This window comes from Pseudomonas sp. 34 E 7, from assembly GCF_900005715.1.
Lineage (GTDB): Bacteria > Pseudomonadota > Gammaproteobacteria > Pseudomonadales > Pseudomonadaceae > Aquipseudomonas > Aquipseudomonas orientalis_A.
This window is the reverse complement of the sequence record NZ_CVTX01000132.1, coordinates 1,086-19,313: the sequence shown is the minus strand read 5'-3', so window position 1 is coordinate 19,313 and position 18,228 is coordinate 1,086. Positions and strand designations below refer to the sequence as shown.

18 protein-coding genes are annotated in these 18,228 nt (G+C 62.9%); 12 read left to right on the top strand and 6 right to left on the bottom strand.

Features of this window, described 5'->3' with window-relative positions; translation table 11 throughout:
* Window positions 1-536 (top strand): collagen-like triple helix repeat-containing protein (locus BFP96_RS11980; protein WP_170876001.1); only part of this gene is annotated, 536 nt, incomplete at its 5' end.
* A gap of 121 nt (window positions 537-657) precedes the next feature.
* A complete protein-coding gene (locus BFP96_RS11975; protein ID WP_065936259.1) occupies window positions 658-2,340 on the top strand; it encodes a ShlB/FhaC/HecB family hemolysin secretion/activation protein in 1,683 nt (560 codons plus the stop codon).
* Between the two features lie 115 nt (window positions 2,341-2,455).
* Here BFP96_RS11975 and BFP96_RS11970 read toward each other — a convergent pair whose 3' ends face one another.
* From BFP96_RS11970 to BFP96_RS11960, 3 genes are all read right to left on the bottom strand, one after another.
* Window positions 2,456-2,860: a response regulator gene (locus tag BFP96_RS11970; RefSeq protein WP_065936258.1), complete on the bottom strand. Its 405-nt coding sequence runs from the start codon at window positions 2,858-2,860 to the stop codon at window positions 2,456-2,458.
* A gap of 64 nt (window positions 2,861-2,924) precedes the next feature.
* Window positions 2,925-3,116, bottom strand: coding sequence for a Flp family type IVb pilin (locus BFP96_RS11965; RefSeq protein ID WP_065886489.1), 192 nt, complete (start codon window positions 3,114-3,116; stop codon window positions 2,925-2,927).
* A 26-nt stretch (window positions 3,117-3,142) separates the two neighbouring features.
* Entirely contained in the window at window positions 3,143-3,340 is a 198-nt protein-coding gene (locus BFP96_RS11960; RefSeq protein ID WP_065886488.1) for a Flp family type IVb pilin, read from the bottom strand.
* Window positions 3,341-3,672: 332 nt separating this feature from the next.
* On the opposite strand from BFP96_RS11960, the gene cpaB reads away from it, so the two are divergent.
* The 8 genes from cpaB to BFP96_RS11920 are packed head-to-tail and all read left to right on the top strand — an operon-like array spanning window position 3,673 to window position 11,088.
* Window positions 3,673-4,602: a Flp pilus assembly protein CpaB gene (gene cpaB, locus BFP96_RS11955; protein WP_065936257.1), complete on the top strand. Its 930-nt coding sequence runs from the start codon at window positions 3,673-3,675 to the stop codon at window positions 4,600-4,602.
* 15 nt (window positions 4,603-4,617) lie between these two features.
* A complete protein-coding gene (locus BFP96_RS11950) occupies window positions 4,618-5,838 on the top strand; it encodes a type II and III secretion system protein family protein (protein ID WP_065897455.1) in 1,221 nt (406 codons plus the stop codon).
* Complete coding sequence (locus tag BFP96_RS11945) at window positions 5,835-7,031, top strand: AAA family ATPase (protein WP_065894649.1); 1,197 nt, start codon at window positions 5,835-5,837, stop codon at window positions 7,029-7,031. The genes BFP96_RS11950 and BFP96_RS11945 overlap by 4 nt, the downstream gene beginning before the upstream one ends.
* On the top strand, window positions 7,028-8,290 hold the full coding sequence (locus BFP96_RS11940; RefSeq protein ID WP_065894651.1) for a CpaF family protein: 1,263 nt from the start codon (window positions 7,028-7,030) through the stop codon (window positions 8,288-8,290). The genes BFP96_RS11945 and BFP96_RS11940 overlap by 4 nt, the downstream gene beginning before the upstream one ends.
* 19 nt (window positions 8,291-8,309) lie before the next feature.
* The gene (locus tag BFP96_RS11935; RefSeq protein WP_065894653.1) at window positions 8,310-9,191 is read left to right on the top strand and encodes a type II secretion system F family protein; all 882 of its coding nucleotides are present in this window, start codon (window positions 8,310-8,312) and stop codon (window positions 9,189-9,191) included.
* Window position 9,192: 1 nt separating this feature from the next.
* The gene (locus BFP96_RS11930) at window positions 9,193-10,086 is read left to right on the top strand and encodes a type II secretion system F family protein (protein WP_083216624.1); all 894 of its coding nucleotides are present in this window, start codon (window positions 9,193-9,195) and stop codon (window positions 10,084-10,086) included.
* A gap of 10 nt (window positions 10,087-10,096) precedes the next feature.
* A complete protein-coding gene (locus BFP96_RS11925) occupies window positions 10,097-10,816 on the top strand; it encodes a tetratricopeptide repeat protein (RefSeq protein ID WP_065936256.1) in 720 nt (239 codons plus the stop codon).
* 2 nt (window positions 10,817-10,818) lie between these two features.
* Complete coding sequence (locus BFP96_RS11920) at window positions 10,819-11,088, top strand: DUF3613 domain-containing protein (RefSeq protein ID WP_065897448.1); 270 nt, start codon at window positions 10,819-10,821, stop codon at window positions 11,086-11,088.
* A 125-nt stretch (window positions 11,089-11,213) separates the two neighbouring features.
* On the opposite strand, the gene BFP96_RS11915 is transcribed toward BFP96_RS11920, so the two are convergent.
* Both BFP96_RS11915 and BFP96_RS11910 read right to left on the bottom strand, forming a co-directional pair.
* Complete coding sequence (locus tag BFP96_RS11915; RefSeq protein WP_065897446.1) at window positions 11,214-11,996, bottom strand: response regulator transcription factor; 783 nt, start codon at window positions 11,994-11,996, stop codon at window positions 11,214-11,216.
* Window positions 11,997-12,121: 125 nt separating this feature from the next.
* Entirely contained in the window at window positions 12,122-12,592 is a 471-nt protein-coding gene (locus tag BFP96_RS11910) for a prepilin peptidase (protein WP_170876002.1), read from the bottom strand.
* 75 nt (window positions 12,593-12,667) lie between these two features.
* On the opposite strand from BFP96_RS11910, the gene BFP96_RS11905 reads away from it, so the two are divergent.
* Both BFP96_RS11905 and BFP96_RS11900 read left to right on the top strand, forming a co-directional pair.
* Entirely contained in the window at window positions 12,668-13,108 is a 441-nt protein-coding gene (locus tag BFP96_RS11905; RefSeq protein WP_065886479.1) for a TadE family protein, read from the top strand.
* Window positions 13,105-15,837: an ATP-binding protein gene (locus tag BFP96_RS11900; RefSeq protein ID WP_065936255.1), complete on the top strand. Its 2,733-nt coding sequence runs from the start codon at window positions 13,105-13,107 to the stop codon at window positions 15,835-15,837. The genes BFP96_RS11905 and BFP96_RS11900 overlap by 4 nt, the downstream gene beginning before the upstream one ends.
* On the opposite strand, the gene BFP96_RS11895 is transcribed toward BFP96_RS11900, so the two are convergent.
* Complete coding sequence (locus BFP96_RS11895; RefSeq protein ID WP_065936254.1) at window positions 15,834-17,819, bottom strand: pilus assembly protein TadG-related protein; 1,986 nt, start codon at window positions 17,817-17,819, stop codon at window positions 15,834-15,836. The two genes, BFP96_RS11900 and BFP96_RS11895, sit on opposite strands and share 4 nt — an antisense overlap.
* Window positions 17,820-18,228 lie beyond the last annotated feature (409 nt).

Here is an 18,228-nt window from a genome sequence, read left to right as displayed (position 1 = left end):
ATGTCGCGCCCTCCGGCGGCGCCGCAGCCCCCGGTCTACCGGAGCTGGTCGGCGGCCTGGTGAACAACGCAGGCACCGGCCTCAACGTCGGCAACACCAACGGCACCGTCAGTGCAGCCGGTGTGACCGGCGGCGCATTGGGCAACACCATTGCCTCGGTGGGCACCGTACTGGGTGGCACGGGTGTCGCCAACACCGGCGCCACCGCCCCGGTCGCAACCGTGACCGCCAACGTCGGCGCAGCCTTGAACCCGGTGACCTCCGGCGTCACCACAGTGACGCAAAACATCGGCACCACCACCGGCGTCGGTGCTCCGGTCAACGGCCTGGTGACTCAAGTCGGCGGCGCCGTCAGCAGCCTGGGCACTAACCTGAGCACAGCCAGCGCCAACCCGGTCACCACGACCCTGGGCACCACCGTAACCGCCGTGGGCAATACGGTAGGCTCGGTGGGCGGCCTGGTCACAGGCGGCACCGGCGGCACTGCAACAACCGGAGGCCTGGGCGGTTTGGTGAACGGCCTGACCGGCAGATAGAAAATGCACCTGGCCGATTAGACGGTCTCCCCTGCGGCGCCTACGCTTGGTTGAGACGAGAGACACGGAGTCAGTCTCTCGTCTTTTTGCTGGGCTGCCGCAGTTGACCATGGAGTGTCCCATGCGCATGTTCACGCCGTTGTTCCTGCTGACCCTCAGTGCTTACGCCCAGGCCGAGACCCTTCCCACCTTCCTCAACAGCAATGACACCATCCGCACCTTGCCGGTACCCAACCTGCCCGCCGACGCCTATCGACCGGCCACGCCGCAAACCCAGGTGCCTGAAGCACAACCCACCGCCGGCCAGCCCCTGTTGATGGACACCAGGGTGACCATCCGCAAACTGCAGATCGAAGGCGGCACGATCTATCCGCTCACCGAGACGGCCCAGGCCTATGCACCGCTGATTGGCCATGAGACCAATCTTGCGCAATTGATCGAAGCCACCCGAGGCATCACCCGTCGCTATCAGCAGGACGGCTACCTGTTGTCCTACGCGTTCCTGCCGCAACAGACCTTCGAAAACGGCCTGGTCCGCGTGGTTCTGGTGGAAGGCTACATCAAGGATTACCAGCAAACCGGCGATGTCGGTGCGGTGTCGGCCTATGTCGACAACCTGGCGCAAAAGCTCCTCGCCGAACGCCCCCTCACGCGCAAGACCTTCGAGCGCTACACCACCCTGATGAGCCGCATCCCCGGCCTCACCGTACAGGCGCAAGTGCCGCCGCCGGGCACCACCGATGGCGCCACGCACATGCAGATCCAGGCCAGCCGCAAGCCCTTCACCACCAGCATGAGCCTTGTGCAGAAAAGCCGGGGCGGCACCCAAGCCTTGCTCAGCGCCACCAGCCATGCGCAAACCGCCCTGGGCGAACAGTTGAGCGTCAGTGGCCTGTTCCCACCGGGCGAGGACAAAGAGCACTACTACCGCGTGGACTACAACCAGTTCATCAATGCCGAAGGCACTCAACTGGCACTCGCCGCAGAGCGTTATCGCGCCGATCCCCACAGCCGTGTGCAACTGGACGGCGGCTTCGAACTCAAGCCCCATCAGTCGATCGATCGCTACTCCATCGGCCTGAGCCACCCCTTCATTGCCTCGCCCACCGAGTCACTCACCCTGGGCACGCGCCTGTACGCGGTGGACCAGACCACCCGCTACAAACTGGTGGGCTACCCGCTGCGCTTCGATATCGAATCCAACCTGCGTGCCCTGGCGTTCGAGGGCGACTGGCGCAAGGCCGACGCGCGACAGCTGCGCATCCTCACCGGCGGCCTGTATCACGGCATCGATGGTGTGGGCGCCAAGGCGCGCAGTGACCTGGACGTGGCCAAACCGGACCTCGACTTCTTCCGCCTGCGCCTGTCCGGCGTACAAAGCGACAAGTTCTTCGACAACTGGCAAGGCGTGCTTTCAGGTGCGCTCTACTGGAGCGACAACAGCCTGCCCGACAGCGAACGCGCCACGTTTGGCGGGCAGAACTTCGGCCGTGGCTACCCCGACGACCAGGGCTCGGGTGACAAGGGATGGGGCGTGGCGTACGAGGTCAACTACAGCTTCAACCGCGCCGGCGATTGGCTGAAGGTGCTGCAACCCTACGTGGTGCTCGACCGTGCCAGGACCTGGTTCAACGACCTGCCGGTCAAGGCCGGCGACATGTCCTCGGCGGCGGTGGGTTTGCGCTTTGGCGATAACAAGTACTACAACATCGCCCTGGAAGCCGCCAAGCCGATGTCGGACATCGCCCTGGACAGCTTCAACCGGCGTGCGCGGTATACGCTGAGCTTCAGTTATCAGCTGTAAACGCCAAACATTCCTGTAGGAGCGAGCTTGCTCGCGAAGAACGCTAACGATGACGCGGGCATCCAGTTTCCCCGCGTCGCCTTGACGTTCTTCGCGAGCAAGCTCGCTCCTACACCTACAGTTGATGAATTGTCCGGGGGAAAAGACTGTTGAGCGTATCGATCAGCCGCACCAGATAGATGGGCTTGCGAAACAAGTCCAGCACCTGCAGGCGCAGCATGTCGCTGACGTCATCCATCTCGGCATGGCCGGACATCACGATCACCGGCAGGTGGGAACGGGAAGTGTGTTCGCGCAGGCGCTTGATCAAGGAAATCCCGCTTTCCTCGGGCATGCGCAGGTCGGTGATGACCAGGGCGATATCAGGGTGCAGGGTGAGTTCCTGCAAAGCGAATGTCACGGAGGTGGCGGTAAAACAAACGAAGCCCTCGTTCTCCAGCGACTCCGCCAGTTCAATGAGGGCATCCTCTTCGTCGTCCACCAGCAGGATTTGCTGGCGGGGGGATACAGCAGCGTTCATGGGCACGTCCTGATCTTGCCAATCAAAAACCTAAAGTACCCGCGCAGTGCTGCCTGCCTGAGGGTCAGGGCGTGATGGTGCCTGTAATTTTCTCAAACAACGCGGTGATCTGTGGCGACAGTGTAGTTCCGGCTGCCAATATCACAAGCGCGACGATGGCCACAAGAATGAGGTATTCAATCGCTGTGGCCGCCTCTTTACGCGCAAAGAGCACCCGCAGTTGAACACAGAGTTTCATCAACAGATTGAGGATCATGATCCTGCTCCTTGCGCTCCGACTGCTTAGGGCGTTGGGGTAATCGCTGTGGTGATTTTGGTGAAGAACGCGGTGATCTGAGGCTTCAGGGTGGTCCCGGCTGCCAGTATGACCAATGCCACGATGGCGACCAGAATGAGGTACTCGATGGCCGTAGCCCCTTCCTTGCGCTGAAACAGCAACTGAAGTTGCACGTGAAGTCGAATCAACAGATCAAGCAACATAAACACTTCTCCTCAGGCGACCAAGCGCCCTATCCCGGTGCTGCACAGTAATTGCGATGTGCCACCTGAGCATTGCCAACAAACCCCGGCCTCACAACTGTAAGAATTGACTAGTCATAAAGTAGTAGGGGCCTTCCTGACCTCGTAAATGCGTGTTTTCAAAGGGGGCGCACCTTGCATGCCGAAGAAATCTTTGCGTCAGTAATGGCATTTCGTCCTAGCTGAACTACCGTCAAATAGCGAAATAGTTAGTCACTGTTCATAGCAGCCAGGCTGCGACGTGAGCCTGCTGGATAGGCGGGCTGTGGTGTAGCAGGAAATGGAGAGCCGTCATGAACACGCGTCTGAGCATGGTACTGGCCGGTGTGTTACTGGTCGGTGCGCTGTTTGCCGGCTATTGGGGCTTGGTCCTCAGCCGTGAGCCCGCCCCGGCGCCGCCACCGCCACCCGCGGCAGCTCCCGCCGAACAAGCCGTTGCCGCGGTGGAAGACCAGACCCGTCAATCGGTCGTCGTCCTGGCCCACGATGTGCCCCCCTTCGTCGCCCTGGTGGCCGCTGATCTGAGCATCGAAAAACTGCGCACGGCACCGGCCGGCAGTATGAGCAGTGTCGAGCAGGCCATCGGCCGTACACCGTGGCGCGCACTCAGCGCCGGCAGTTGGTTGAACGACGAAAGCTTCACCCCCGGTGGGCCGCTGGCGCGCATGATCCGTGCCGATGAACGCGCCCTGGCCGTCGCCGTCGATGAAGTGATTGGCGCCGCCGGCCAGTTGAGTCCCGGCGACTATGTGGACGTGCTGCTGTACCTGCGCCAGGACGCCGCCAACCTTGAACAATCGGCCCAAGTGGTGATCCCCGCCATACGCCTGCTCAGTGTCGGTGACCAGATGGGCCTGACCAACGACGGTACCCCGGCGTCTGCTCGTGCGCTCACCGCCGAAGAGAAAGCCCAGCGGCAAGCCCCCTCACGCACGGTGGTGCTGGCCGTGCCCGAACAGCTGTTGAGCCGGCTGATGCTGGCCACCCAGGCCGGCACCTTGCGCCTGGCCGTGCGCAGCGCCGACGAACGCTTGCTGAGCCGTTACTGGGCCGGCGAAGGCGACGCGCCGGGCAACCTGCAGAACGCTAACCGCGACCTTTATCAGTTCACGCAATTGGCCTTCACCCAGGCCCCCAGGAAAGTGGCCCAGAGCAGTGCCCCGCGCCGGGCCGGTGTCGAGGTGATCCGTGGCAATCAAGCAACCCAACAAACACCCGACTGAACAAGGATGCTGTGCATGAGCCGACGTTTCATACCGGTGTTCACAGGGAAAATCGCCTGCGCCCTGCTGCTGTCGCACCTGTCCATGAGCCTGGCCGTGGCCGCTCAGGGCAATTGCGCCAGCCTTGGACAATTGCCCGCCGCGTTGTCAGTCGGCGAGGGCCTGCAACAGGCACTGCAATCGCCGGTGGCGATCACGCGCCTGGCCATTGGCGATCCGAAAATCGCCGACGTTCATCTCAATGGCGACCGGGGCTTCCTGCTCACCGGCGTCGGCCCCGGCACCACCAGCCTGATGGTCTGGACCGCCTGCTCGACCACGCCGCGCCAGAGCATGGTCTTCGTCAAGGGCAAGGCCAACAGCGCCTTGACCAGCCTGTCGCTGTCACCGGCCGATGATCCGCTGCTGCCCAGCCAGGTCCAGACCGACATCCGCTTCGTCGAAGTCAGCCGTACCAAACTCAAGGAGGCCAGCACCAAGATCCTCGGCATCGGCAACAACTTTTTCCTCGGCAGCCCGAACTTGCTGTTCCCCACACCCAGCACCTTCAAACTGCCAGTGAGCGCGGACAACTTCAATATCGGCTTTGGCGGTGGGCGCGTCTCGGCGATGATCAATGCCCTGGAAAGCAGCGGCTTCGCCTACACCCTTGCCCGGCCAAGCCTGGTGGCCATGAGCGGGCAAAGCGCAACCTTTCTCGCCGGGGGTGAAATCCCGGTGCCGGTGCCGAGCAGCGGCAGCGACACCATCTCGATCGAGTACAAGGAATTCGGCATCCGCCTGACCCTCACGCCGACCGTGGTCGACCGTAACCGCATCTCCCTCAAGGTGGCGCCGGAGGTCAGCGAGCTCGACTACACCAACGCCGTGGTCATCGAAAATATCCGCGTGCCGGCCCTGACCATCCGCCGCACCGATACCAGCGTGTCCCTGGCCGACGGCGAAAGCTTTGTGATCAGCGGCCTGATCAGCAGCAACACCACCACCAACATCGGCAAGTTTCCCGGCCTGGGTGACATCCCGATCCTGGGGGCGTTCTTTCGCGATTCCTCGGTCCGACGCGAAGACAAGGAGCTGCTGATGATCGTCACGCCGCACCTTGTGCAACCACTGGCGGCCAATGCCCAACTGCCGGCGTTGCCCGGTGAAAAAGTGCGCAACTATGACCCGAACTGGTACCGCCTGTTCTTCCTGGAAAACGGTAATTTCGACCGGCTCAACGGGCTGTCCCAATGAGCGACAACCTGAGCCAGACGTTCCTGGCAATCACCCGCAACACCACCGACCTGGAGTGGCTGCAGGGCGCGCTGGCGCCCCTTGGCCAAGTGGTCAGCGCCGGCAGCGGCACCCTCGATGAATTGCTCGCCCTGGTCGATGTAACCTTCGCCAACCTGGTGTTCGTCGGCCTTGACCGCGAGCACCTGGTGGCCCAGAGCGCGCTGATCGAAGGCGCCCTGGAAGCCAAGCCGATGCTGGCCATCGTCGCCCTCGGTGACGGCATGGATAACCAGTTGGTGCTCAATGCCATGCGCGCCGGAGCGCGGGATTTCGTCGCCTACGGCTCGCGCTCCAGCGAAGTCGCAGGCCTGGTCCGCCGCCTGAGCAAGCGCCTGCCGCCGGTGGCGACCAACACGCTGCTGGGCGGCCTCTCGGTACTGTACGGCACCCAGGGCAGTTCGGACGGCGCACTGCTCACCAGCCACCTGGCGCTGGTGGTGCAAAAGAGCGGCCAGCAGACGCTGTTGCTCGATCTGGGCCTGCCACGCGGTGACAGCCTGGCGCTGCTGGGCCTGGAAAGCTCGTTCAACTTCGGCGATGCCCTGCGCCACCTGAGGCGGCTGGACACCACCCTGATCAACAGCGCCTTTACCTCGGCCGAAGGCGGCCTGCGCATTCTCGCCTACACGCACAACGACGAGCCCCTGGAGCGCACCAGCGCCGCCGAGCTCTACATGCTGCTCAGTGCGCTGCGCCAACACTTCCAGCACATTGTGGTGAACCTTGCCGGCCAGCCGGACAGCGAAGCCCTGCGTACCTTTGTCAGCCATTGCGACAAGCTGCTGTGGTACACCGACCAGAGCGTGCTGGACTGCCGGCGCAACCTCGCCGTATTGAACCTGTGGCGCGAAAAAGGCATGAAGCTCGACCATGCCAGGCTGCTGATCGATCGCTACGTCAAAGGCTGCGCGCCGGACGCCGATGCCTTGAGCAAAAGCTTCGGCCTGGAAGTGATTGCCGTGTTGCCGCTGAGCGCAGAGGTCCGGCTGAACGCCGAGAACCAGGGGCAAACCCTGTTTGCGCTGACACCGCGCGAAGCCCTGACTCAGGCGCTCAAGACCCTGGGCGAGCGCCTGGCGAAACGTTCGCAGGACGCCAATCGAAAATCCTCCAGCCGCTGGCTGGAGCGCTTGTTGGGAGCCGATAAATGACCAGCGAAAAACTCTTCGGCGCCCCCGCACGAGGCGTGGGTGGCAACACCGACCACGACGGCCTGAAACTGGTGCTGCACCGCTACATCATCGATGCCATCGAAGAGTCGGGGAAAAACCTGCTGGAAGGCTCGCGCCAGTCGTTGGCGCAATTTGTCATCGACAAAGTCGCCGAGTACATCAACCGCATGCACCTGGCGATCTCGCGCTATGAGATGGAGCGCCTGGCCGAAGAAATCGTCGACGAACTGACCGGTTTCGGTCCGCTGGAAGTGCTGCTGCGCGACCCGGCCGTCACCGAAATCCTGGTCAATGGCCCGCACCGGGTGTTTATCGAGCGTGACGGCCTGCTGCACCAGAGCGACCTGCGCTTTATCGACGCGCACCATGTGGAGCGCGTCATGCAGCGCATCCTCGCGCCGCTGGGGCGGCGCCTGGATGAGTCGTCGCCGATGGTCGACGCACGCTTGCCCGATGGCAGCCGGGTCAATGCGATCATCCCGCCGATTGCCCTGGACGGGCCGTGCCTGTCGATTCGAAAATTCCGCAGGGACATGCTCAAAAGCAGCGATCTGGTGGCCATGCAGACCATTGACCAGAACATTTTCGACTTCTTCCAGGACGCGGTGGGCAAGCGTTGCAACATCCTCATCAGCGGCGGCACCGGCACCGGTAAAACCACACTGCTGAACATCCTAAGTCAGCTGATCAACCCCCATGAACGCCTGGTCACTATCGAGGACGTGGCCGAACTGCAACTGGCCCACCCCCACGTGGTACGCCTGGAAACCCGTCCACCGAATGCCGAGGGCCATGGCGAGGTCAAGGCCAGCGACCTGATCCGCAACGCCCTGCGCATGCGCCCCGACCGCATCATCCTCGGCGAAATTCGCGGCGTGGAAGTGATCGATGTCCTCACCGCAATGAACACCGGCCACGACGGTTCCATGAGCACCGTGCACGCCAACAATGCCGCCGATGCCCTGCTGCGCCTGGAAACCCTGGTGGGCCTGACCGGCCGCGTGGTTGCGGAAAAGACCCTGCGCCAGATGATCTGCGCGGCATTGGATGTGGTGGTCCAGTTGACCCGCCTGCCGGACGGTCGTCGTTGCGTCAGCGAGGTGGTCGAAGTGGTGGGCATCCGCGACGACGTGTACGTGACCAACACGCTGTTTCGCCATGACCGGCGTACCGGCTTCGGCTTCGTGCGCGAGGCGCTCAACCCGGCCGGCGAAAAACTGCGCCGCGAACCGGCCTAGCCCTGGAGGGGAATCGAGCATGACCGGGGCCATCCTGCTGTGCATCTGCCTGATCCTGATCGGCCTGTCGGTCCGCTCATTCCAGAACGGCTTGCGCCGCGCCCGGACCGAACGCGTACTGGACCGCCTCGCCGAAGGCCAGCCGCAGCTCGTCGAAGAGAGCGCTTCCTGGAGCGGCGTGGAACGCATGTTCCTGCGCGCCGGCCTGGGCAAACCCAGTGACAACCTGCGCCTGTGGCTGACCGCCTGGGGCCTGGGCGCCGTGCTGGGGGTGATGCTCGCCGGTTGGCTCGGCCTGCTGGTGATGCTGCTGTTGCCGCCCGTGCTGCTGCGCCTGTACCTCGCCTGGCGTTACCAGCGCCGGATCAAACGCATGATCGAGCAACTGCCGCCATTGCTCGACCACACCGTGCGCAGTCTCAAGGCCGGACGCACCCTGGCCGACGCGGTGCTGGGCGGTATCGAGGTGGCCGAAGACCCGCTGAAAAATGCCATGGGCCGAATGCGGCGCAACGTGCAACTGGGCGTCAGCCTGCCGGAGTCCGCCCACGATTTCGCCGAATTCTACGAACGCGACGAGTTCCGTCTGTTCGCCCTGGGCTTGAAGGTCAATCACCGCTACGGCGGCAATGCCAGCGAGCTGTTGGAAAACCTGATCAAGATGATCCGCGAGCGCGAGCAAGCCGCGCGCCAGCTGCGCGCCCTGACCGGCGAAACCCGGGTGACCGCCTACGTGCTCACCGCGTTGCCCATTTCGATGGTGGGCTATTTCCTGGCGGTCAACCCGGACTACCTGATGACCATGTGGAACGACGGCACCGGCCGCCTGCTGTTGTTCGTCGCCCTGATCATGCAGGTGCTCGGCTGCTTCACCCTGTGGCGCATGTTGCGGAGCGTATGAGATGGCTATTTCATTGCTGATCAGCGCCGTGTTGTTTCTCGCCGCCCTGGCGCTGGTGCTGGCCCACCTGATCAAACATCGGCGTGGTCAGCGCCTGGTTGCCCAGCGCCTGCAAGGCCGGATGGGTCGCGAACACCGTCTCGGTGCGATGATGCGGCACTTGGGCAACAGCCCGCTGGCGCAACGCTCGATCAGCCTGGACAACGAAACCCAGACCCTGCTCAACCGCGTGGGTTGGCGCAAAGCCAACCAGCGCTCGATGTTCGCCGCCTTCCAGATCGGCACGCCGGTGCTGCTGCTGATCGTGACCCTGATCACGCAGCAGGTGCTGTTTCCCAAGGGCGACTCGCCATGGCTGGTGCCCCTGATCGCGCTCGGCATCGGCTACCTGTTGCCCAAGCGCATCCTGGCCAGCGTGGCCAAGGCCCGCCAGCAGCGCATCTCCCAGGAAGTCTCGACGTTCATTCCGCTGCTGCGCATCCTGTTCGAATCGGGCATGGCGGTCGAACAGGCGCTGCGTGTATTGAGCATCGAAGCGCAACGCCTGCTGCCGGCGCTGACCCATGAATTGCGGCTGATCCTGAACCGGGTCGACTCCGGCCTTGAGCTCAGTGAAGAGTTGGGCAAGACCGCCAGGCTGCTGGCCGTGGACGAGTTCACCGACACCTGCATCATCCTCCAGCAACTGGTTCACCAAGGCGCCGGCGCGATGAAATCGTTGCTGGCGCTCAAGCAATTGCTCGACGACCGGCGCCTGACCCGCATCCAGGAATTTGTGTCGAAGATGTCGGCGAAGATGTCGGTGGTGATGATGGTGTTTCTGTTTCCCGCCTTGCTGATCGTGCTCGGGGGGCCGGCATTCATCGGCATCACCCGGGCCTTGAGTAACTTATGAGGAATGCTCGATGAAAGCCTTGATCGCCGGTTTGAGCCTGGTGCTGCTCGGTGGTTGCGCCACCGATGGTCAAACCCCCTGGAGCGCCCTGACGGCCTCCGGCAGTTGCCCCAAGCCCGACGCCGAACAGACGCTGTCGTTGAACCTGGCCGATGAAATGGCCAACGACGGCAAACTGCACGCCAGCCTGGCCAACCTGCACACCCTGCCGGCCAGTTTGCCCCAGGTGCGCCTGCGCCAGGCCAAGGCGTATCGCTTGCTCGGGCGCAGCGCCGAGCCGCTGTACCGCAGCCTGCTCGGCACCTGCATGGCCGCCGAAGGCGAACACGGCCTGGGGCAAATGGCCGCGGCCAAAGGCGACAACAGCCTGGCCATGGCCCATTTGCAGCGCGCGGCGCGGCTGGCGCCCACCGACGAGAAAATCCGCAATGACCTGGGCGTGGTGTACCTCAACCAACTGCGCCTGGAAGATGCACGGTTTGAATTCATGACCGCCATGGAGCTCAAGCAGAGCGACCCGCTGGCGGCCATCAATCTGGTGACGCTGCTGATCTATCAAGACAACTGGAAGCAGGCCACGCAGGTGGTCAGCCAGACAGGCCTGGGCCCCGAACAAGTCACCCAGGCCCAGGCCCGCGCCGAGCAACTCAAGGCCTCAAGCGTCAAGGCCACAAAGGCCAAGGATCAGATCGCCACGGTCAGTGAAGCCCATAGCAACCCGAGGAATTGACGATGAAACTGCCCTGTCTTGCCAGCCTCGCCGCGCTGGCCCTGCCCCTCAGCGTCATGGCCATCGAGCCTGGCCCGTCCTCCCCGCAGCAGGCCGCCACGGAGGACTGGCTGGCCCTGCAGGTCAGTGGCCGAGCGGCATCCACCACGCCACAGGCAGCCTCCGCCGCCGAACGCGACCTGGCCGCGCAGCGCTGGCTGGACAGCTTCAAGCATGAGATTCCGGAGTTTTTCGAGCAAAAAGTCGGCGGAAAAACCGAGGGCGGCAACTGAGCACGCAAAAATGTAGGAGCGAGCTTGCTCGCGAAAAACTCACAGGCGCCGCGTTCATTCAGAAAACACGCGTTATCGTTGACGTTTTTCGCGAGCAAGCTCGCTCCTACATTGACCCGTTGCCTTCAGTGCGCCGTCACCCGCTGGCGCATCGCCGCGTTATTGGGCGCCAACGCCAGGGCCAACTGCGTGCGGTTATGCATATGCGTCAGCCGCAGCACCTGGGAAACATACAGCTTGACGGTGTTCTCGGTGATGCCCAGTTCGCAGGCAATCTGATAATTGGTCTGCCCCTTTCCGACCAGCCTGGCCACGTCCAGTTGGCGCGGTGACAACTGGTGGAAAATCGCAGGCATTTCAACCTGGCCCGCCTCCTGCGTCGAGGCCTCTTCAGCGTCCGGCCCAGCCGGACTGCGCCGCACTTTATCGAGGTCCTGGTACAGGTCGTCGATCGTTTCGGAGAGAAATTGCAGCTTCTGGTTCAGGTTGCCCAGTTGCAGGTCTTTCCTGCGCTCCTGCAACGCGACTTCCTGGCGCTGCAAACCTTCGAGCAATTCGTCCAGATTGATTGGCTTCTGGTAGTAGTCCGCAATGCCGGCGCGCAGGGCCTTGATCACGTCCTGCTTGTCGGAGCGCCCGGTCAACATGATCGACTCGAACACCCGCTGCCTGCCGGCAATCTTTTGCAGCGCCTGGACCAACTCGATGCCGTCCATGCCCGGCATATGCAGATCGCACAGCACCAACCCGATTTCACTGTCTTCGCCAAAGCGTTTCAAGGCTTGCTGACTGGACTCACAGGGGACACAACGGAACCCGCTGCTTTCAAGAAACTCACACAGCTCTTCCACGATCAGCGGCTGATCGTCGACCACGAGCACTTTTACCGCAGAATTAAGCTTGTTCACGCGCTACTCCATGCCTGGCAAGCCAAAGATTGACCCATCCTCAAACCACTCAATTCCTATACAACGCCTTATTAAACGTAGACGTACTTCCCGACTCTGTACATAGCGCCAGAGCCCTGCGGCGCTCAGTGGATCCAAAACCAGACCAGCGTAAATCCCACCAGCAGGAAGGGCGCAAACGGCAGTTTTTTTGACGGTTCGGGGGCCAGGTGCCCGAGGCAATCTGTAAGCCTTTGACCCATAAGCGGCCAGAGCTTTGGCGCCAGCAACAGCCAGAGCACACTCGTCAGGGCGGCGCCGATAAACGCACCCAATAAATACTCGGCGTCCGAAATCAATGCCAAGGCTGCGAGCAGCTTCACATCCCCGGCGCCGAGACGGCCCAGGGCGTAACCCGGCAAGGTCAACAGCAGCGCCAGCACAAATGCCCACAGGCCTTGGCCGACCGAGGCACCGAGCCAGGTGCTGCCGGTCCAGAACAGGTAGACCCCGCCCAGCAATGCAACCCCCAGCGTCAGGCGGTTGGCGAGCAATCGCTGCCGCGTGTCCTGCACCGCACACACCACCAACCACACCATCACCACCACACCCTGGATCACGTAAAAAACCTGCCTTTTCGCTGATTGATTCTATGCTGATATCAAGTAGTAGCCGTCAGGGTAGACGCGGTGATGAAAACTAGCCTCCCCCACAAGCAGAAAGGCACAGCCGCGATCGAGTTCGTGGCCGTCTTCGTGATTTTTTTCGCGGTGTTCTACGGCATGGTCAGCTATAGCCTGCCGCTGCTGTTGCTGCAGTCGTTCAACCAGGCCACCGCCGAAGCGGTACGCCTCAGCGTGGGGCTCGACCCGGCGATGCAGGGCTACAGCAGTGCCGTGCAAACCACCGCCAGAAGCGCAATCAGCGACCGTCTGAAGTGGATCCCCAGCGCCTATCACTTCGATGCGGCAACACATGTCAGCACCACGTTCGTGAATGGCCTGCTGTCGGTACAGATCGACTATCCCTCAGCCAATCTACAGGCGGTGATGCCCTTCATCGTGCTGCCCGGCATTGGCAGCGTGCCGCAGTTGCCGGCGACGCTGCGGGCCCAGTCGAGCTTGCAGTTTTGACTTCGGGGGACACGCTGTTCGGGCGTTTGCTTGGTCGTAGCGCTGCGCTGGCGATCGTTCCCGCTGCGCCGCCTTCGGCCGGTTTGCAGGTGCAACTGGATGCGCAAGGCCAGGTGCTCGGTATCAGCGGCACACTGCGCTCACAGCTGGCGCCCCATGCCGAGGCGGCGCCGCTGCGAGCCTTGCTGCGCGCCCATAGCGCCCTGGCGGTGGAGGGCGTCCCAGCCGACTGGCAGCGCCATAGCCTTGACCTGGATTTCCAGGGCATCGCCGGGCAGGTGCTGCACACCCGTGCCACCCTCGAGCCGCACGACAATGAATGGCGGCTGCATGCGGTGGATATCGGCGATCTGCTCAGCGGCCGACGACTGGCCGAACAGCGTGAACAGAATCAGCAATTGACCAGTCAGGCCAGCGAGCAATTGCGCGTGTGCAGCCTCAGCCGCTTGCCCGATGTGTTCAACGACCAACTGTGCAGCGTGGCGCAGCGTTGGCGAATCCCGTGTATCGCCCTGGCGCTTGTTGATCAAGAGGACCAGGCCTGGGTGATCTACAGCCACTACGCCCAACATGACGCGCCGCAGTTGTGGCACACCGGGCAGCGCCTAGGCACGTGCCTGGACAGCCTCGACGGCACCGTTCCCTTGAGCCTGCACGCCACTTACGGTCACGGGGAGCACCCGCGGCTGCACAGCGTGTTCGGCAATGCCGACGGTTTCCTGGTGCCCTACCGCGATGCCCAGGGTGTCGCCGCGTGGCTGTTGTGCGCAGCCTTCAGCGGTGAAGCCGACACACACGAGCGCGACTGGCTGAACCTCGCCGCCGCCCTCGCCGCCCCGCTGCTCAGCCGTCTGCGTGAACAGCACCACCATCTGCAACTGGAACGCCAGGAAGCCCTGCAGGGTTTGCTGGGCACCGGCTGGTGGGAATTGCTGCCCGCCGGCGGCGAGATCCAGCTCGCACCGCAATTGATGCGCAACCTGAGCGGCGAAGAAAGCCCTACCCGTCAACCCTTGGAAACCTGGCTGAACCTCATCCACCCGGCCGATCGCCAGGAACTGCACAGCCGCCTGCACGACTTGCAGACCCTCGGCAAACCCTTGCTCGCCAGCGTGCGCCTCAACCGTGGCGACAGCGACCAGCCCCCCACCTGGTACCGCGTGCAGGGCCAGGCCCTGGGCGCCGGTGAGCAGCGCCGCTGGATCGGCTTCATGCTCGATATCAGCGACGTCAAGAACCAGCAACTGCAAGCCGACGCCGCCCACGCCCGCCTGGACAACCTGATCGCCAGCTCGCCGGCGGTGATCTATGTGCAGCGCTACGTGAAAGGCGCCCTGCAGCCGGTGTTTTTCAGCGACAGCCTGCTGCCGCTGCTGGGCCGCACGCTCGCCGAATGCAGCTACGACAGCCTGGTGCAATGGGTCCACCCGGATGACCGCGACCTGTACTTCCAGCGTACGCGCCAACTGCTGCGCGAAGGCAGTGTGCGCAGCCGCTACCGGGTCCAGGATAAACACGGCGACTACCACTGGCTGCTCGACGAAGCCAAGTTGCTGCGCGACGACCTCGGCCTGCCGGTGGAGACGGTCGGCCTGTGGCTGGACGTCACCGAGGCGACCCTGGCCGCGCAACAGGTCAAGGACAGCGAGGAACGCTACCGCATCCTCGTGGAAGACTCCCCGGCGATGATCTGCCGCTACCGTCCGGACCTGACCCTGACCTTTGGTAATACGCCCCTGGCCAACTACCTGGAGTGCCTGCCCGGCCAATTGCCGGGGCAGAACCTGGGGCACTGGTTATCGCCCGAGCAACGCGCGGCGTTCATGCTGCGCATCGAGCAACTGACGCCGGAATTTCCCGTGAGCACGGCGGAAATCAGCCTGCAACTGCCCGGGCGCGAGCATGCCTGGTGGGTATGGTCGGACCGTGGCGTGTTCGACGAACACGGCAATCTGCTCGAAGTGCAGGCCGTGGGCCGCGACAACACCGAAGTGCGGCGCTCCCAGCAGCAACTGACGCAAAGCGCGAAAATGGCCACCCTCGGCGAAATGGCCACCGGCCTGGCCCATGAGATCAACCAGCCGCTGAACGTGATGCGCATGGCCATCGTCAACGTACTCAAGCGCCTGGGCAATGGCGACGCGCAGATCGACTACCTGACGGAGAAACTCCAGCGCATTGACGCGCAGGTACAACGCGCGGCGCGGGTGGTGGACCACATGCGCGTATTCGGCCGCCGCTCGGAAGTCGAGCAGCACCCCTTCGACCCGGCGCAGGCGGTGGAAGGCACCCTGTCACTGCTCAGCGAAGGCCTGCGCGGCAAGGGCGTGGAGATCAAACTGACCCAGGCCGATACGCCTGTGCAGGTCACAGGCTACGCCGACCAGCTGGAGCAAGTGCTGATCAACCTGATGGTCAATGCCCGCGATGCGCTATTGAGCCTGAAGGAAAAGCACCCGGACCTGCGCCCATGGATCGCGCTGCACACCGAACACGACAGCCGCCACGTGCGCATCTGGGTCGAAGACAACGGTGGCGGCATTGACCCGCGTTTGCTGGAGCGCATCTTCGAGCCGTTCTTCACCACCAAGCCGATTGGCGTGGGCACCGGGCTGGGCCTGTCGGTGAGCTACGGCATCGTTGAAAACATGGGCGGACGCCTCAGCGTCAGCAACGGCGAACACGGCGCGCGATTCTGCGTGGAACTGCCCAGGGTCGCCGATGCTTAAATCACCAGATAAGCCTCGCCGGTCTGGCCGCAGCTCAGGTTGGCGCCCACGGTCACGCTTGCCAGGCTGATACCCAAGCTGCTCAACAGGTTGTTGACGATCGGATTGAGCAGCGGGCTCAGCACATTGTTCAACATGGGCGTCACCAGCGTGCTGACGCCGCTGAGCAACGACACCGTGCCGGCGATCACGCTTCCCAAGGGATTGCTCCCCACCGGTTGATAAGCAGTAATGCCGACGCCATTGAGGGCTGTGGTAAGGCCACTGACCAGGTTAGTGGCCGGTGCGAACGTTTGATAGCTGGGGGCAAGCCCCACATTGGCGGGCATGGCAAAGGGCGTGGTGCTGGAAAACACCAGGTTCTGGATACTGTTGCTGCCCGCAATCGGGCTTTGCACCTTGATCCCGACGCCGCCCCCCGCAAAGGGTACGCGAGGGTCGCAACTGCCGATGCCGAGGATCTTATGGCACGTCTTGATGCCGAAATCGATCAAGGCCAACGGCTCCACGGTCATTGGCTGTGTGGATGAAAATGCATTGCTGATATTGCCCACGTTCAGCGATGCCGCCGAGGTGGTGGTGTTGGCCGTCAAGCTCTTGGTGCCCGCGCCTGCCGCCGGGCAGCTATAGGCGGTGACATAGCTGCTGGCGCCGCCGGCATCCAGCACGATCTTCAGCGGCAGGTTGCCCGGCAGTGCCAGCACGTCCAACTGTTGGCAACCGGCGCCCAACAGGCAAAGCGTCGAGTTAATCGTGGTCACCAGGTTCAAGCTCAACAGGCCGCTGAGGACCGGTGTCAGTGGCCCCACCAGGTCATTTACCGCCGTGGTCAAGCCGGACAAACTGCCGAGCACCGGCAAACTCACGGTTATCTGCGTGCGCAGTTGGGCGGTGCGCACATAAATTTTATTCGGGCCCAACGGGTTGGCCGCCGCCAGCATCGGATTGCCGATGGCCGATAACTGCGGCGGCTCCATGACTTTGATCTGCGTGGTGATATTGGCCAGCCCCAACAGGCTCACGGGCAGCGTCACCGCCGCCGCGCTCTGGTTGCCGGCCAGTTGCACCACGCCCTGGACCAGCTGAAACAGCTGAAGATTGGCATTCAGCGCGGCGGCGGTGATACCCGTCTGCAGTTGCAGGATTTTGCCCAGTGTGAGCGGCAACGGATTGTTGAGCGTCGCCCCTTTGATAGCGCCCAGCGCGGTGACTGCATCCAGCGTCAACGGGTCGCTGCCCAACACGGTGATTGCCGCCTGAACCAATTGCGAGGCGCTCACCGTGGTGCTCAGCAGTTGGGTGTAGTCGCCGGCGGTGACATGCAGGTCGACGGCCAATTGATCGAGGTAACTGAGCATATTGATATTGCTGTTGAGCAGGCCGTTCCAGCCGAGCACAGAAACATTGACCCCACCACCGAGCAGCCCACTGAACACCGCGTTCATCATGCTGGCACTGGCGGTATCAAAATTGACCAACGTGCTCCTGATGCTCAACTGCGCGATCGGCGGGGTGGGTTTGGCCGCCACTGCCGTCGCGCTCAACCGGGTATTGAGGTTGACCGAGTTACCCGACATCATCGACCAGATGCCACCGGCCACGCTGGTGGGCACGGTTTTGCCGACCACCACCTCAATGGCTGACGACAGCGCCGGGTTGGCAGCAAACACCCGTCGGCCGGAAGCCGCCGTGGTTACCGCGCCGCAGCGGGTGACCAAGGTATTACCGCTACCCACAACAAAGTGATTGCGTGCCACACTTTGCGCCGCAAACGCCGCCGCGCTCAAACCCGCCGCACAAGTGCCGCTGCGGCTGACCGCTTCCAGCGCTGCCGTATCCGCCACTCCCTGCAGCCGGCGCTTCTCCAGATAAAGCCGCCCGCTGTCCACCGCCAGCAAAGTAAACGCCAACACCAGCGCCAACACACCAACGGCCATCAGACCGATAGCGCCACGTTGCTTGCCATGAAATCGGGGAGACATCGAGCACTCCTGTGCCGGCGCGTCGCCGAGCGTTTACGCTCCTGAGGGTATGGATGAGTGTAGACAAGAGTGGCGGCTGGCAAGGGTCAATGTGGAAGGGGGTTGCCCCGATGAACAATATCTACACAACTTCGCAGGCTATAGCCGTCAACGCTAACCACGATGCGAAGCGAGTCGCTCTTGATCTTGATCTGCTTTTGATCTCAAGCGCCCCGTCAAACCATGCTGGCTGAACGCAGGAGCGGATATGCCCCCAGCATCCTGGTCGGCCCAGAGGCCGCCATCGGGGGCAAGCCCCCTCCCACATTTGCACCGGGATCGACACAAGATACCGGTCGGCTCTAAGGCCGCCGCGCTTTTGCTTTTGATCTTAGGCGCCCCGTTAAACCACGCTGGCCGAACGCAGGCT

What these genes read in the sequence shown, in the direction of transcription:
- BFP96_RS11975 (WP_065936259.1), top strand. Translation starts at nt 658, where the DNA reads ATGCGCATGTTCACGCCGTTGTTCCTGCTGACCCTCAGTGCTTACGCC.
- BFP96_RS11970 (WP_065936258.1), bottom strand. Translation starts at nt 2,860, where the DNA reads ATGAACGCTGCTGTATCCCCCCGCCAGCAAATCCTGCTGGTGGACGAC.
- BFP96_RS11965 (WP_065886489.1), bottom strand. Translation starts at nt 3,116, where the DNA reads ATGATCCTCAATCTGTTGATGAAACTCTGTGTTCAACTGCGGGTGCTC.
- BFP96_RS11960 (WP_065886488.1), bottom strand. Translation starts at nt 3,340, where the DNA reads ATGTTGCTTGATCTGTTGATTCGACTTCACGTGCAACTTCAGTTGCTG.
- cpaB (WP_065936257.1), top strand. Translation starts at nt 3,673, where the DNA reads ATGAACACGCGTCTGAGCATGGTACTGGCCGGTGTGTTACTGGTCGGT.
- BFP96_RS11950 (WP_065897455.1), top strand. Translation starts at nt 4,618, where the DNA reads ATGAGCCGACGTTTCATACCGGTGTTCACAGGGAAAATCGCCTGCGCC.
- BFP96_RS11945 (WP_065894649.1), top strand. Translation starts at nt 5,835, where the DNA reads ATGAGCGACAACCTGAGCCAGACGTTCCTGGCAATCACCCGCAACACC.
- BFP96_RS11940 (WP_065894651.1), top strand. Translation starts at nt 7,028, where the DNA reads ATGACCAGCGAAAAACTCTTCGGCGCCCCCGCACGAGGCGTGGGTGGC.
- BFP96_RS11935 (WP_065894653.1), top strand. Translation starts at nt 8,310, where the DNA reads ATGACCGGGGCCATCCTGCTGTGCATCTGCCTGATCCTGATCGGCCTG.
- BFP96_RS11930 (WP_083216624.1), top strand. Translation starts at nt 9,193, where the DNA reads ATGGCTATTTCATTGCTGATCAGCGCCGTGTTGTTTCTCGCCGCCCTG.
- BFP96_RS11925 (WP_065936256.1), top strand. Translation starts at nt 10,097, where the DNA reads ATGAAAGCCTTGATCGCCGGTTTGAGCCTGGTGCTGCTCGGTGGTTGC.
- BFP96_RS11920 (WP_065897448.1), top strand. Translation starts at nt 10,819, where the DNA reads ATGAAACTGCCCTGTCTTGCCAGCCTCGCCGCGCTGGCCCTGCCCCTC.
- BFP96_RS11905 (WP_065886479.1), top strand. Translation starts at nt 12,668, where the DNA reads ATGAAAACTAGCCTCCCCCACAAGCAGAAAGGCACAGCCGCGATCGAG.
- BFP96_RS11895 (WP_065936254.1), bottom strand. Translation starts at nt 17,819, where the DNA reads ATGTCTCCCCGATTTCATGGCAAGCAACGTGGCGCTATCGGTCTGATG.